At 44.1% G+C, this 14,656-nt stretch carries 12 protein-coding genes; 11 read left to right on the top strand and 1 reads right to left on the bottom strand.

Going from position 1 to position 14,656, the window contains the following annotated elements:
- Positions 1–18 precede the first annotated feature (18 nt).
- A complete protein-coding gene (locus tag FPL27_RS16320; protein WP_143962305.1) occupies positions 19–1,092 on the top strand; it encodes an LptF/LptG family permease in 1,074 nt (357 codons plus the stop codon).
- Positions 1,092–2,006, top strand: coding sequence for a DMT family transporter (locus FPL27_RS16315; protein WP_143962304.1), 915 nt, complete (start codon positions 1,092–1,094; stop codon positions 2,004–2,006). Before FPL27_RS16320 ends, FPL27_RS16315 begins: the two co-directional genes overlap by 1 nt.
- On the opposite strand, the gene ispE is transcribed toward FPL27_RS16315, so the two are convergent.
- Positions 2,007–2,813, bottom strand: coding sequence for a 4-(cytidine 5'-diphospho)-2-C-methyl-D-erythritol kinase (gene ispE, locus FPL27_RS16310; RefSeq protein WP_143962303.1), 807 nt, complete (start codon positions 2,811–2,813; stop codon positions 2,007–2,009).
- A 519-nt stretch (positions 2,814–3,332) separates the two neighbouring features.
- Between ispE and ilvD the strand changes: the two genes are divergently transcribed.
- The 9 genes from ilvD (at position 3,333) to leuB (ending at position 14,610) form a co-directional block, all read left to right on the top strand.
- On the top strand, positions 3,333–5,012 hold the full coding sequence (gene ilvD / locus FPL27_RS16305; protein ID WP_143962302.1) for a dihydroxy-acid dehydratase: 1,680 nt from the start codon (positions 3,333–3,335) through the stop codon (positions 5,010–5,012).
- A 25-nt stretch (positions 5,013–5,037) separates the two neighbouring features.
- Positions 5,038–6,732, top strand: coding sequence for a biosynthetic-type acetolactate synthase large subunit (gene ilvB, locus FPL27_RS16300; RefSeq protein WP_143962301.1), 1,695 nt, complete (start codon positions 5,038–5,040; stop codon positions 6,730–6,732).
- Positions 6,733–6,736: 4 nt separating this feature from the next.
- Positions 6,737–7,237 carry an acetolactate synthase small subunit gene (gene ilvN, locus FPL27_RS16295; RefSeq protein WP_143962300.1) on the top strand — a complete coding sequence of 167 codons (501 nt, stop codon included), beginning with the start codon at positions 6,737–6,739 and terminating at the stop codon, positions 7,235–7,237.
- A gap of 16 nt (positions 7,238–7,253) precedes the next feature.
- Positions 7,254–8,297 carry a ketol-acid reductoisomerase gene (gene ilvC / locus FPL27_RS16290; protein ID WP_143962299.1) on the top strand — a complete coding sequence of 348 codons (1,044 nt, stop codon included), beginning with the start codon at positions 7,254–7,256 and terminating at the stop codon, positions 8,295–8,297.
- A gap of 4 nt (positions 8,298–8,301) precedes the next feature.
- Entirely contained in the window at positions 8,302–9,807 is a 1,506-nt protein-coding gene (locus FPL27_RS16285; RefSeq protein ID WP_143962298.1) for a 2-isopropylmalate synthase, read from the top strand.
- Positions 9,808–9,810: 3 nt separating this feature from the next.
- Positions 9,811–11,232: a 3-isopropylmalate dehydratase large subunit gene (gene leuC / locus FPL27_RS16280; protein WP_143962297.1), complete on the top strand. Its 1,422-nt coding sequence runs from the start codon at positions 9,811–9,813 to the stop codon at positions 11,230–11,232.
- A gap of 29 nt (positions 11,233–11,261) precedes the next feature.
- Positions 11,262–11,852: a 3-isopropylmalate dehydratase small subunit gene (leuD, locus tag FPL27_RS16275; RefSeq protein ID WP_143962296.1), complete on the top strand. Its 591-nt coding sequence runs from the start codon at positions 11,262–11,264 to the stop codon at positions 11,850–11,852.
- 126 nt (positions 11,853–11,978) lie between these two features.
- Entirely contained in the window at positions 11,979–13,562 is a 1,584-nt protein-coding gene (locus tag FPL27_RS16270) for an alpha-isopropylmalate synthase regulatory domain-containing protein (protein WP_143962295.1), read from the top strand.
- Positions 13,531–14,610: a 3-isopropylmalate dehydrogenase gene (gene leuB, locus FPL27_RS16265; RefSeq protein ID WP_143962294.1), complete on the top strand. Its 1,080-nt coding sequence runs from the start codon at positions 13,531–13,533 to the stop codon at positions 14,608–14,610. Before FPL27_RS16270 ends, leuB begins: the two co-directional genes overlap by 32 nt.
- Positions 14,611–14,656: the final 46 nt, after the last annotated feature.

Genomic DNA, 14,656 nt, shown 5'->3' with positions numbered 1-14,656 from the left:
AGTGATTAACTTAACTGAATGAAATTAATCGATAAATTAATCATCAAGGACTTCCTCAAAACCTACTTCTTTGTAGTTTTGATGTTGATTTTGATCGTCTTGGTACTGGATTTTACCGAGAAGAATGATGCGTTTATCCGACACAATGTTCCAGGCAACGAGATATTGAAGTATATGCTCAACTATGGGCTTTACCTCAACAACCTTTTGACTCCAATCACTGTCTTCATTTCCGTGATTTTTATTACCTCCAAGATGGCAGGTAGAACAGAGATCATCGCCATTTTGAGCTCGGGAGTGAGTTTTACCAGGGTGTTGGTGCCGTTTCTGGCCTCTGCGATTCTTATAGGCGTTGCCAGCTTTCTGCTGAATGGCTGGGTACTTCCTATTGCTACTGCCGGAGTATATAACTTTAAGGCTGAGTACTTGGAAGATAACCGGACTTTTGACAAGCAAAATATTCATATCAAAATAGCTCCAGATACCTACGCTTACCTCTCAAGGTACTACACTTCAGGGAATATCGGCTATACCTTTACCATGGAGCAGATCGAGGAAGGACAGCTTCTTAAAAAGCTTTCTGCTGACCGAATCGTCTGGGATACTGCCAAGAGGGCTTGGACAGTGAAGAATTGGAGAATTCGAGAATTGCAGGAAATGAAAGAGGTATATTCCGTGGGGGAAAATATGGATACGGTGCTTTCCATTACCCCAAAAGACTTTGACCTGCCCAAAAACCACCACGAGACACTTATTCTTCCTGAACTCTCGAAACAGATTGTCATTTTAGAGGAAAGGGGAGCCGATAATGTGAATTTTTACCGTATTGAGCGATACGTACGCTTTATGTCTCCCTTTGCCGCGGTGATTTTGACATTCATTGGTGTGATCGTATCATCTAAAAAGACCAGAGGAGGGTCAGGGTTTAAGATTGCCATGGGCTTTGGATTGGCCTTCGTGTATATTATTCTATTTCTGCTTTCTAGGACTTTTGCGGAATCTGGTTCGCAATTCCCGCTATTGACGGTATGGCTCCCCAACCTGGTCTTTATGGTTACCGGCTTTGTGATGTATAAAACGGTTCCACGATAATGGACGCCTCTGTAAAGGATTACCTTAAACTCCACTTTGTGGTGTTAATTTGGGGGTTTACGGCCATTCTGGGTGTGTTACTCTCCTTTCCGGCAGTGGAGATTGTTTTTTACCGAACCCTGTTTTCATGTCTGATCATGGGTGCGATTTTATGGTTTAAACAAAACCAATTTAGATTACCTCCCAAGACCTTGATGTCAATTGTCAGCACAGGTTTTATCATTTCTCTCCATTGGATTCTTTTCTTTTGGGCGGCTCGGATTTCCAATGTTTCTGTAGCCTTGGCGGGTTTTGCTACCTGTAGCCTGTGGACGGCCTTTCTGGAACCATTGGTAAATAGGTCCAAAATTAAATGGTATGAAATGATACTTGGCCTAATGGTGATAGTTGGGCTTTATGTGATTTTTAGATTTGAGTTTGGCTATTGGGTAGGCCTAACAATGGCTGTAGGGTCTGGATTTTTAGGCGCTGTGTTTATGATCATCAACAGCAAGTTTACCAAAACTCATAGCCCTTATGTCCTGACATTTTACGAAATGGGTGGTGCCTGTCTGTTTACCGTCCTGCTATTCCCTATTTATACGACTTTTCTCACCGACAATGGCTTGCAACTTTGTTGGCAAGGCTATGATTGGCTTTGGTTGATCCTTATGGCTGGCGTGTGTACTGTGTACGCTTTTTCAGCTTCAGTTGAGCTGATGAAAAGGCTGACTGCTTACGCCATAAACCTGACGGTTAATTTGGAACCGGTATATGGGATTATTCTTGCTTTTATGATCTTTGGAGAAAGTGAGAAGATGACCATTGGTTTTTACGTAGGTACCGGCATCATTTTGCTTTCTGTGTGTCTTTACCCGATCTTCAATTATTTCTACAAAAGAAGAAAAGCCAAGCAACTTTTGAGACTACAGTAATTACAATTGCGCCTTGAAGGTAAAATATTCTTCAGGCCAATCTCCGACAGTGGGTTCCTTATCAAACAAACCATAAACCGTAGCACCCGAGCCCGACATTGAAGCATAGTAAGCCCCTTCTTCATAAAGACTATCTTTAATTTCCTGGATTTGGGGATGTTGTGCAAAAACACTTGTTTCAAAATCATTAACCAAATCATCCTTCCACAGAGAAGTGTTGCCAAGAACTTCTTTAAGTGGTTTGGCTGGTTTCTTAGGAGTCAAGCCTTGATAGGCTTCCTTGGTTCCGATGTGGATGTTTGGGTTGATCAAAAGGATCCATTTGCCCTTCAGGTCTATTTCAATAGGTTCCAAGATTTCTCCTCTTCCGGTTGCAATTTTTGGTGTGTTTTCAATGAAGAAGGGACAGTCGCTTCCAAGTTGGGCAGCGTAGTCTTCCAAAAACCAACTTTCCAAATGCAGATCAAAAAGTGTGTTGAATGTGTTCAGCGCAAAAGCCCCATCAGCCGATCCCCCGCCTAGACCAGCACCCATTGGAATGTTTTTATGCAGGTGGACATGCACATGAGGCAGTTCATTGAAGTCTTTTCTCATCAATTTAAGCCCTTTTAAAATTAGGTTGTCTCCCTCTTTGCCAGGAATCGAAAGTCCAGTAGTGGTAAACTCAGTTTTCTTGCCAGGGATAATTTCCAAAGCGTCAAATAAAGGAATCGGCACCATACAGGTTTCAATTTCATGGTAGCCGTCTTTACGTTTACTGGTCACATATAGTCCTAAATTGATTTTGGCGTTGGGGAAACTGAGCATTCTTCTGTTGATTTTATCCTGAAATGTTAAAATTAAGACAATTATCGGAGAATAGGTCTTGTGAGAGAATTTATAAATCGGCTATCAAAATTACTTTTTAGGCAAATAAAGACCTCTCTTATTAGAACAATTCATTGAATAAAATTATTTTTTTACAAATACTTAAATAAGAAGAAAATTTTGGAAGACTATTCATTTTTTAAAGTTTCTCTGAGAGAAGTTTTGCTAAAATTGATCATTGCTAAAATATTTTAGGTAAATTAAAAATCCTTAAAATAATATATTTTGATAAATTGGATTAATTAAGAATTTAATATTGGTTGTTTCCGAAATGATGTTTAAGATTGTAATGTCAAACGTAAAAACACAGATGATGTCTCTAGTGAAATCTCTTTTCGGTCTCTTTATTTTTATTATTCTCTATTTCAATAGCAGATGAGGCCACCCCATTCCTGAATGTTAAATGAAGTGCCTCATCCATAAGGCACTTTTTTTTATACCCTTCTATCAACCAAACCTATGAATAAGCTTAAAAAACACAGTTGGGAAGTAAGTGATAATATGGAGCATCCGGCAGGAATGGCGATGCTTTATGCAACAGGTCTTTCGGCTGAGAAAATGAAGCAACCCTTTGTGGGCGTGGCTAGTTGCGGCTATGAAAGCAACCCCTGCAACATGCATTTAGATGGTTTTGCAGAACAAATCAAGGCCGGAATGAATAAGCAGAAACTCACCGGATTGAAGTTCAATACTATCGGGATTAGTGACGGTATTTCCATGGGTACTTCAGGGATGCATTACAGCCTGCCTTCCCGCGAGATCATCGCAGATTCCATAGAGTCTTTTATATTGGGTCACTCCTTTGACGCGTTGGTCGCTGTTGCCGGTTGCGATAAAAACATGCCAGGTGCCATCATGGGAATGTTGAGAGTTGACCGGCCGGCCATTCTAGTTTATGGGGGTACCATCAGTTCCGGAAATTATTTGGGGGAAAAGCTAAATGTGGTCAGTGCTTTTGAAGCCTACGGGAAAAGGGTTAAAGGTCTTTTGACTGATGAGGATTACATGGGGGTTATCAAGAGTTCATGTCCAGGAGCCGGGGCTTGCGGAGGAATGTATACGGCCAATACCATGTCATCTGCCATAGAGGCTATGGGGATGTCGCTTCCATACAGTGCCAGCAATCCTGCCAAATCCCCCGAAAAGGCCATTGAATGCCAACAGGCAGCCGAATACATTGCCACTCTCCTAGAGAAAGATCTCACACCAAAGAAAATCATCACTAGAAAAAGCCTTGATAATGCAGTACGAGTTGTGGTGGCCTTGGGTGGGAGTACCAATGCGGTGCTTCACCTTTTGGCTATTGCCAAAACAGCAGGCGTAGAGTTCGGGCTAGAGGATTTCAAGCGGATTAATGATGCCACGCCAGTGGTGGGGGACTTCAAACCAAGCGGAAATTTCTTAATGGAAGATCTGCACGAGCAAGGCGGTTTACCGGCATTCATGAAGTACTTGCTTAATGAAGGTTTACTCCATGGAGGCTGTCTTACCGTGACGGGAAAAACGCTGGAAGAAAACCTTGCGAATGTAGCCCCGATCGTGGCCTCAAAGATAAATGTCATTCATCCATTAAGCCAACCCCTGCAACCCAACGGACATCTTTGCATCCTCAAAGGTAATCTTGCACCAGAGGGCTCAGTGGCCAAAATTTCGGGCAAAGAGGGCAGTTCATTTTCCGGCACTGCAAAAGTTTTTAATAGTGAAACAGAGGCTAATCATGCCATAAAGAATGGAAATGTTGTAAAAGGTAATGTCGTCGTCATTCGCTATGTAGGGCCAAAAGGTGGGCCAGGTATGCCGGAAATGCTCAAACCTACTTCCATGATTATCGGAGCCGGTTTAGGTGCTGAGGTGGCACTAATTACAGATGGAAGATTCTCAGGTGGTACACATGGCTTCGTAGTAGGCCATGTTACTCCGGAAGCTTATGAAGGTGGTCCGATTGGGCTTTTGAAAGATGGGGACAAAATCACCATTGATGCAGCGACCCATTCGATAGAAGTCGAGCTTTCCTCCGGAGAGCTTGAAAGACGAAAAAAAGCTTGGGTTGCCCCAAGCAAAAAGCAGTTGCAGGGCACCTTGAAAAAATATCAATCCTTAGTGTCCTCAGCCTCCGAAGGTTGTGTGACAGACCGATAAACTAACTCACCCACATCCATAAGCTATGAACGATACTAAAATCAGAGGAGCGGAAATTGTAATCAAATCCTTGGTGGCAGAAAAAGTGACAACCTTGTTTGGCTACCCAGGCGGGGCAATCATGCCGGTTTATGATGCCCTTTACGACTATATTGATCAGGTGAATCATGTGCTTACCCGACATGAACAAGGGGCAATCCATGCCGCCCAAGGGTTTGCTAGAGTTTCCGGTAAGGTTGGGGTGTGCATGGTGACTTCGGGGCCAGGTGCCACTAATTTGATTACTGGCTTAGCCGATGCCCTGATCGACAGCACACCGCTAGTTTGCATCACTGGCCAGGTAGCTTCTCACTTGCTGGGCACAGATGCCTTTCAGGAAACTGATGTGGTGGGGTTTTCTATGCCAGGCACAAAATGGAACATACAGGTCAGGCGGGTGGAGGATATCGCTCCGGCCATCAGTAAAGGTTTTTATATAGCCAGGTCAGGTAGGCCGGGCCCTGTTTTGATAGACATCACCAAGGATGCGCAATTTGCTTTAGGTGAATTTAACTATACCCCCACATTCAAAGTCCGGTCTTATAAACCATTTCCGCAAGTTAGCCATAGTATGGTAGCCAAGGCAGCTGAGCTGATAAACTCAGCTAAAAAACCATTTGTCCTTTACGGTCAAGGGGTGTTGATGGCCCAGGCAGAGGAAGAGCTGAAAGCATTTTTGGAGAAGACAGGTACTCCGGCAGCTTGCACCTTGCTAGGTTCCGGCTCACTTTCCGAAGACCACTCTTTGTATGTGGGTAAATTAGGGATGCACGGCAATTTTGCTCCCAATATACTGACTAATCAATGTGATGTGCTCATAGCAGTGGGGATGCGTTTCGATGACAGGGTGACGGGCGATTTATCTAGGTACGCCCGGCAAGCCAAAGTTATCCACCTTGAACTTGACCCAGTTGAAATTAACAAAAATGTAAAAGCAGATGTGCCTGTACTGGGTGATTGCAAGGAAAGTCTCTCTCTTTTGATAGAAAAGGTCCAACCTAATTCCCATCAGGAATGGCTTGATGAGTTTCTCCAACTTGAAAATGAAGAGAAAGCGGCTGTAGTTTCGCGAGACCTTACTCCGACTAAGACAGGCTTGACCATGGGCGAGGTGGTCCGCTACGTGAATGAATTCAAGGATGATGATGCTGTTTTGGTGACAGATGTAGGGCAACACCAGATGATTGCCTGGCGGTATTTTGCCTTTAAAAGCAGTCGAACCCAAGTCACCTCTGGAGGGCTTGGTACAATGGGTTTTGGTCTTCCAGCAGCTCTCGGGGCACAGTTGCACGACCTTTCTCGTCAGGTGATTTGTGTGGTGGGTGATGGTGGGATTCAGATGACCGTGCAGGAATTAGGGACTATCATGCAAACCAAAGCGCCTGTAAAAATCATACTTCTTAACAATAATTTTCTAGGCATGGTCCGGCAGTGGCAGCAGATGTTTTTTGACAAAAGATACAGTTTTACAGAACTCGAAAATCCCGATTTCATCAAAATTGCAGAGGCCTATAAAATAAAAAGCAGCAAAGTAGAGCAAAGAGAGGATTTGAGTGAGGCTGTTGCCGATATGCTCTTGCATGATGGACCCTATTTTCTCGAAGTGGTTGTGGCAAAGGAAGATAATGTATTCCCAATGATCACCACGGGCTGTTCGGTGGATGAAATCAGGTTAAGCTAAGCATATGAAAAAATTCACTATATCAGTATTCACGGAAAATTTCATCGGGATACTTAATCGGATCACGATCATCTTTACCCGAAGGGGAATCAATATAAGTGGGATCACGGCTTCGGAAAGTAGGGAGGATGGTATCTACAGGCTTACCATTGAGGTGACCACGACTGATGAACAGATCGTGCAGTTAGTCAATCAGCTGGAGAGGATCATTGATGTGATCAAGGCCTTCTATTATGAGGATGATCAGGTGGTGTTTCAGGAAATAGCCCTATACAAATTGCCCGTAAGCAGTTTAGATCCGGGTTTGGAGAAAGTGATCCGCCAATACAGTGCTCGGATCATTTCGGCCGAAAAAGACTTTGTAGTTATCGAAATGACCGGCCACAAAGAAGATACCCAGGAGTTGCTGAGCATATTAAAGAAATTCAACATCATGGAATTTGCCCGCTCCGGAAGGGTGGCGGTGTCCAAACCCATGCAAACTTTAGATCAATATTTACAATAATCAAACCATCAAAACTATGAAGCTTAAATTCGGAACAGTCGAAGAAAATGTAGTAACCAGAGAGGAATTTTCTCTGGAGAAAGCGAAAGAGGTGCTCAAAGATGAAGTAATCGCCGTATTGGGCTACGGAGTGCAAGGGCCTGGACAGGCATTGAATCTAAAGGATAATGGTTTTAATGTAATTGTTGGTCAAAGGAAGAATTCCAAAACCTGGGACAAGGCAGTAGATGACGGCTGGGTGCCCGGAGTGACACTTTTTGAACTGGAGGAAGCAGCCCAAAAAGGCACAATCCTGCAATATTTACTATCAGACGCTGGGCAGATTGCTTTGTGGCCTACCGTGAAGAAACATTTGACACCTGGTAAAGCTTTATATTTTTCCCATGGATTTGGTGTGACCTACAAAGATAAAACCGGCATAGTACCGCCCAAAGATGTAGATGTGATCCTGGTGGCACCAAAAGGGTCGGGGACTTCCCTCAGAAGAATGTTTGTAGAGGGAAGGGGCTTAAATTCCTCTTATGCCATCTATCAGGATGCTACAGGAAAAGCCAAGGAAAGAGTTACTGCCTTGGGAATAGGTGTAGGTTCAGGTTACCTGTTTGAAACGGACTTTTACAAGGAAGTAACTTCTGACTTAACTGGTGAAAGAGGAACCTTGATGGGAGCTATCCAAGGCATATTTGCCGCCCAGTATGAGGTACTGCGAGCCAACGGCCATACCCCATCTGAAGCCTTTAATGAAACTGTGGAGGAGCTGACCCAGAGTTTGATGCCGCTGGTGGCCGAAAATGGGATGGACTGGATGTACGCTAACTGTTCCACTACGGCGCAAAGGGGTGCTTTGGATTGGTGGAAGCCGTTCAGAGATGCCACAAAACCTGTTTTTGAAGAATTATATAGTAGTGTAAAGGAAGGAAAAGAGGCTGTGAAGTCGATTGACTCAAACAGTAAAGACGATTATAGAAGTAAATTGGAAGGAGAGCTTCAAGAATTGAGGGAGTCGGAGATGTGGCAAGCTGGAGCTGTCGTCCGTAAGTTAAGACCTGAAAACAACTAAGACCATGGAGAAATTATGGATTTTTGACACCACCTTAAGAGACGGGGAGCAGGTTCCCGGATGCCAGTTAAATACCCGAGAGAAAATCTTGGTGGCACAGGCACTGGAATCATTGGGGGTGGATGTAATTGAAGCTGGTTTTCCCATTTCTAGCCCTGGGGATTTCAATTCTGTTGTGGAGATTTCCAAAGCAGTAAGTAATCCTGTGATTTGTGCCCTTTCTAGGGCAGTGGAAAAGGATATTGAAGTGGCCGCAGATGCCTTGAAATATGCCAAAAAGGGAAGAATTCATACTGGAATTGGAGTCTCGACTTACCATATCCATCATAAGTTGCGCTCTACTCCGGAGGCTGTAATTGAAAGGGCTGTGCAGGCCGTGAAGCTTGCTAAGCGGTATGTGGAGGATGTAGAGTTTTATGCCGAAGATGCCGGAAGGTCAGAAAATGAATACCTGGCCCGTATCGTGGAAGCAGCCATTAAGGCCGGCGCCACCGTGATCAACATCCCCGATACGACTGGTTATTGTTTGCCCGAACAGTATGCGGACAAGATTAGGTTTTTGAAGGAAAATGTACGAAATATTGATCAAGCCATCATTGCCACCCATTGCCACAACGATCTGGGAATGGCCACTGCCAATACCATAGCCGGTGTGCAACATGGTGCCCGGCAGGTCGAAGTTACCATGAACGGTATTGGGGAGCGTGCTGGAAATACCAGTTTGGAGGAAGTGGTGATGGCTATCAAGTGTCACAAGGATATTCCGGTGCAGACCAGTATCCAAACTACCAAAATCTATGAAACGAGTCGTTTGGTTTCCAAACTCATGAACATGCCCGTGCAACCAAACAAGGCCATTGTAGGGAGGAATGCTTTTGCCCATTCTTCTGGGATTCATCAGGATGGAGTTTTGAAACATAGAGAAAACTATGAAATCATGGACCCCCAGGAAGTGGGTGTAGAGGAATCCTCTATTGTGCTGACAGCAAGAAGTGGAAGGGCTGCCTTGAAACATCATCTTGAGCTGTTGGGTTTTACCTGTGAAGGAAAAAAGCTGGAAAAAATCTATAAGGATTTCCTTCAGTTGGCCGATGTCAAAAGGGATATTGGAAGAAAAGATCTTTTTCAGCTTTTGGGTGAGTATGTGGATGAAAGCGGTTTTGTCGAACTTGGAAAAGTTCGATATGAATATGGCGACACTGTTCGGTCTGAAGTGGAATTGAAAGTTGGAGAAAAAACCAATGTGGCAACAGCTGAAGGCAACGGTCCAGTAGATGCAGTGCTAAAGGCTATTCAAAAGCATGTGGATCAAGAAATAGAACTTGATGAATTTCTAATACAGTCTATGGCCAAAGGAAGTGATGATGTGTGCAAGGTGCACATGCGCCTGATGTGCGACAAGAAACCCTATCATGGATTCGCTTGCCATACCGATATAGTTGTAGCTTCCGCCCAAGCCTTTGTGGATGCCTTAAATAAATTACCCATCAAACAACAAGTGACCCTTTAAATTATGGAAAAGAAAACATTGTTCGATAAAATATGGGAAGCCCATGTGGTTAAGTCTGTTGAGAAAGGTCCAGACGTCCTTTTTATCGACAAGCACTTTATACACGAAGTTACCAGTCCGGTGGCCTTCCTAAATTTGGAAAAAAGGGGTAATACGGTACTTTTTCCCAATAGGACTATTGCCACACCTGATCATAATGTGCCCACCGAAGGGCAAGATAAAACCATTAAGGACAAGCTTTCAAGAATGCAGGTTGAAAGGCTCCGTGAAAACTGTAAGAAATACGACATTGAACTCCACGATTTAGGGACAGAGCATCATGGGATTGTACATGTCATAGGTCCAGAATTAGGAGTGACCCAACCTGGGATGACCATTGTGTGTGGGGATAGCCATACCTCAACTCATGGTGCTTTCGGGGCCATTGCTTTTGGGATTGGTACCAGTGAAGTGGAGATGGTTTTTGCCAGCCAATGCATCATGCAGTCTAAACCTAAGAAAATGAGAATAACCATTGATGGGGAACTTGGCGAGGGGGTGACGTCCAAAGACATCATTTTATACGTGATTTCAAAAATCTCAGCCAGTGGCGGTACAGGGTATTTTCTTGAATACGCGGGTTCGGCCATTACTTCCCTGAGCATGGAAGCGCGGATGACCATCTGTAACATGAGTATTGAAATGGGGGCTAGAGGAGGATTAATTGCTCCGGATGAAACTACATATAAATACCTGAAAGGGAAGAAGTATTCACCTGCGGGAAAAGAATGGAATGATGCGGTAGCGTACTGGCAGACCCTGAAAACAGATGAGGGCGCTGGTTTTGATGTAGAACACCATTTTGATGCCGGGGACATAGAGCCAATGATAACCTACGGTACCAACCCTGGAATGGGTATCAAGATAAAAGACAACATTCCGGCAGGAGCTGACTTATTGGGAAGCAATAAAAAATCTTATCAACAAGCCTTAGACTACATGGGTTTTCAAGCAGGAGAACCTATCAAAGGTAAGAAAGTGGATTATGTCTTTGTAGGTAGCTGTACCAATGGCCGGATTGAGGACATCAGGGCGGTAGCTCAATACGTCAAGGGTAAGCAAAAAGCAGAAAACATTACCGCCTGGATCGTACCGGGTTCAAAAGAAGTTGAAAAACTCGCTCATGAGGAAGGTTTGGTCGATATTCTCGAAGCTGCCGGTTTTGAGCTTCGCCAACCTGGCTGTTCAGCTTGTCTGGCTATGAATGATGATAAGATTCCCGCAGGAAAATATGCGGTTTCCACTTCAAACCGCAATTTTGAAGGTAGACAAGGACCGGGGGCCAGGACACTTTTGGCGAGCCCCTTGACTGTGGCGGCAGTTGCTATCACCGGAGTGATTACCGACCCTAGAGAGTTGCCGGTGGTAGATTATGCAGGAGTTTGATGTTTGAGGATTTTTGAAAAACAGAAATAATGGCTTACGATAAATTTAATGTGCTTACTAGCAGGGTAGTCCCCCTGCCTGCAGAAAATGTGGATACTGACCAGATTATTCCTGCGCGATTTCTAAAAGCGACCGAAAGGGAGGGCTTTGGCGACAATCTTTTTCGAGATTGGAGGTATGACTCACAGGGACAACCCAAAAAGGATTTTATATTAAATGACCCCACTTATGAGGGCAGGATTTTGGTAGCTGGAAAAAATTTCGGATCCGGTTCTAGTAGAGAACATGCTGCCTGGGCGATTTACGATTATGGATTCAGGTGTGTGGTTTCTAGTTTCTTTGCCGACATATTTAAAAACAATGCACTAAATGTGGGCATTTTGCCGGTCACGGTAACCCCGGAGTTTTTGGAAGAAATCTTCGAATCAGTCGAAAAAGACCCAGCAACTACCCTTAAAGTAGATCTTGAAATGCAGACTATTACCCTTCAGGAAACCGAAAGAAGTGAATCATTTGATATCAATCCCTATAAGAAAGATAATATGCAGAACGGCTTTGATGATATTGATTACCTACTCCACTTGAAGGAAAAGATAGTGAAGTTTGAAAAAAGTAGGTAAAAAGATGACCACAGAAATGCAAAGGGCACAGAGTTTTAGTTTATCAGGATGATGGAATTTGCTCTTCGCTCTCTGGGGCTTCCGATTTGCTTCGCTCTTCGAGACAAGTTCTGCAGTTATTCAACTATGAAAGTGAATAAGAAAATAGAGATCATGGATACGACACTGAGGGATGGAGAGCAGACCTCGGGGGTGTCCTTTCTTCCGGCTGAAAAGCTTCAGATAGCTAAGCTGCTGCTGGAAGAATTGCACGTGGATAGGATAGAAGTCGCTTCTGCTCGTGTTTCTGATGGGGAACTGGAAGGGGTGAAAAAAATCACCTCCTGGGCAGCAGATAAAGGTTGCTTGGGAAAAGTGGAGGTGCTGGGTTTTGTGGATACTCCTGTGTCAGTCGACTGGATTATGGCGGCTGGAGGGAAGGTGATTAATCTGCTAACAAAAGGTTCTTTAAACCACTTACAATTTCAGTTGAAAAAATCTCCAACTGTGCATTTTGAAGAAATTAGACAAGCTGTCGACTATGCCACCCAGCATGGGCTGGAAGTGAATGTTTACCTGGAAGACTGGAGTAATGGGATGAGAAATTCTAAGAGTTATACTCTGGGGTTGATTGATTTTCTTCATAAACTTCCTGTTAAGCGCATCATGCTTCCTGATACACTTGGTTTGTTGGAGCCGAAGGAGGTAAGAACTTTTATGGGTCATTTGACTCGGAAATATCCTGAGGTGCATTTCGACTTTCATGCCCATAATGATTATGATTTGGCTGTAGCCAATACCTTGGATGCAGTAAAATTTGGTGCTAGAGGTATTCATACTACTGTCAACGGATTGGGGGAAAGGGCCGGGAATGTACCATTGGAGAGCATCGTAGCAGCATTAAATGATTTCTGCAAGCAGCCTCTTTCTATTGATGAAAAGAAGATTTTCAGGGTCAGTAAACTAGTAGAACAGTTTGCAGGCTTACGCATTTCGGTAAATAAACCTGTGGTAGGAGAAAATGTGTTTACCCAAACGGCCGGAATTCATGCTGATGGGGATCAAAAGAAGAATTTATATTTCAGTGATCTGATGCCGGAAAGGTTTGGGCGAACCAGAAAGTATGCACTTGGAAAGACGTCTGGAAAGGCCAATATCCTAAAAAACATCAGCGAGCTTGGAATTTCGTTAAATGCTGTAGAGCTGAAGAAAGTTACTCAAAAGGTGATAGAGCTTGGTGATCAGAAGGAAAAAGTTACCCAAGAGGATCTGCCCTATATTATTTCGGATGTGTTGCAGCAGGAATCGATTCGGCATGATATCAAGATTGAGGGCTATCATATGACGCATTCAAAGGATCTGAAACCGACTGTACAACTTAAATTGAACATTTACGGAAAGTCTTATGAAAGCTATGCTTCCGGAATAGGTCAATATGATTCCTTTATGAAGGCTCTTAAGAAAATATATAAAACTCTGGGCAAGGAACTGCCAAGACTGACCGATTTTCATGTTACCATCCCTCCAGGGGGGAAAACTGATGCCTTGGTGGAAACTGTCATCACTTGGCAGACGCATAAAATATTTAAAACAAAAGGACTGGACGGTGACCAAACCGTGGCTGCTATGAAAGCAACCGAAAAGATGCTGAACATAATAGAACAGTTGGGACCCGACAACCATAAAAACGACATTAAAGATGGAATTGAAAATAGCCTTATTGCCAGGTGATGGCATAGGTCCAGAGGTGATGGACCAAGCAGTTAAAGTTGTCAATGCAGTTGCCGAGAGGTTTGGCCATAAGATTACTTATCAGGAGGCTAAAGTGGGAGCTGCGGCCATTGATGCCACTGGCCTGCCTTACCCTGAAGAAACCCATCAGGTATGTCTAGATGCCGACGCAATTCTATTTGGTGCTATTGGTGACCCAAAATATGATAATGACCCAAAGGCAAAGGTAAGACCTGAGCAGGGGTTGTTGTTGATGAGAAAAAAACTGGGACTGTTTTCCAATGTGCGGCCAACATTTACATTTCCTTCCCTTCTTTATAAGTCCCCATTGAAACAGGAAAGGATTGAGGGGACAGACTTGGTGTTTTTGAGAGAGCTTACCGGAGGGATATATTTCGGTGAACCCAGAGGAAGGAACGAGCAGGGGACGGTGGCATTCGATAGCTGCGTGTATTCAGTGGAGGAAATTGAGAGGCTTGCAAGAATGGGGTTTGAATTTGCCCAGAAAAGGCGTAAGCTGCTTACCTGCGTGGATAAAGCAAATGTTCTGGCTACTTCCAGATTGTGGAGGGAGACCGTACAGCGTTTGGCCCCAGAATATCCTGACGTCAAGGTGGAATATGAATTTGTGGACGCTGTGGCCATGCGGCTGGTCCAATGGCCAAAAGCTTATGATGTTCTCATCACCGAAAACCTGTTTGGCGATATCCTCACCGATGAGGCTTCCGTGATCAGCGGATCGATGGGGCTGATGCCATCAGCTTCACTGGGGACGGAAAACAAGCTCTTCGAGCCCATTCATGGTTCCTACCCACAAGCAGCTGGCAAAAATATAGCTAATCCATTAGCGATGGTATTATCAGCGGCGATGATGTTTGAATATGCCTTTGGGCTGAAAGATGAAGCTAAAGCCATTAGTGATGCGGTGAATGCTTCTTTGGAAGAAGGAGTGATGACGGAGGATATTGCGGAAAGCGGTAAATCGCATAGCACCTCAGCAGTGGGGGATTGGCTTGCGGCAAAGGTTTTGGAAAAGGAGGGGGTTTGATGAAGATTAATATAAAGAGAGGGTTACTAGCTCCCTCTTTATATTT

It is taken from the genome of Litoribacter populi, assembly GCF_007483685.1.
GTDB classification, from domain to species: Bacteria; Bacteroidota; Bacteroidia; order Cytophagales; family Cyclobacteriaceae; genus Litoribacter; species Litoribacter populi.
The sequence above is the reverse complement of the archived record's forward strand: the minus strand, read 5'-3'. Positions and strand labels throughout refer to the sequence as shown.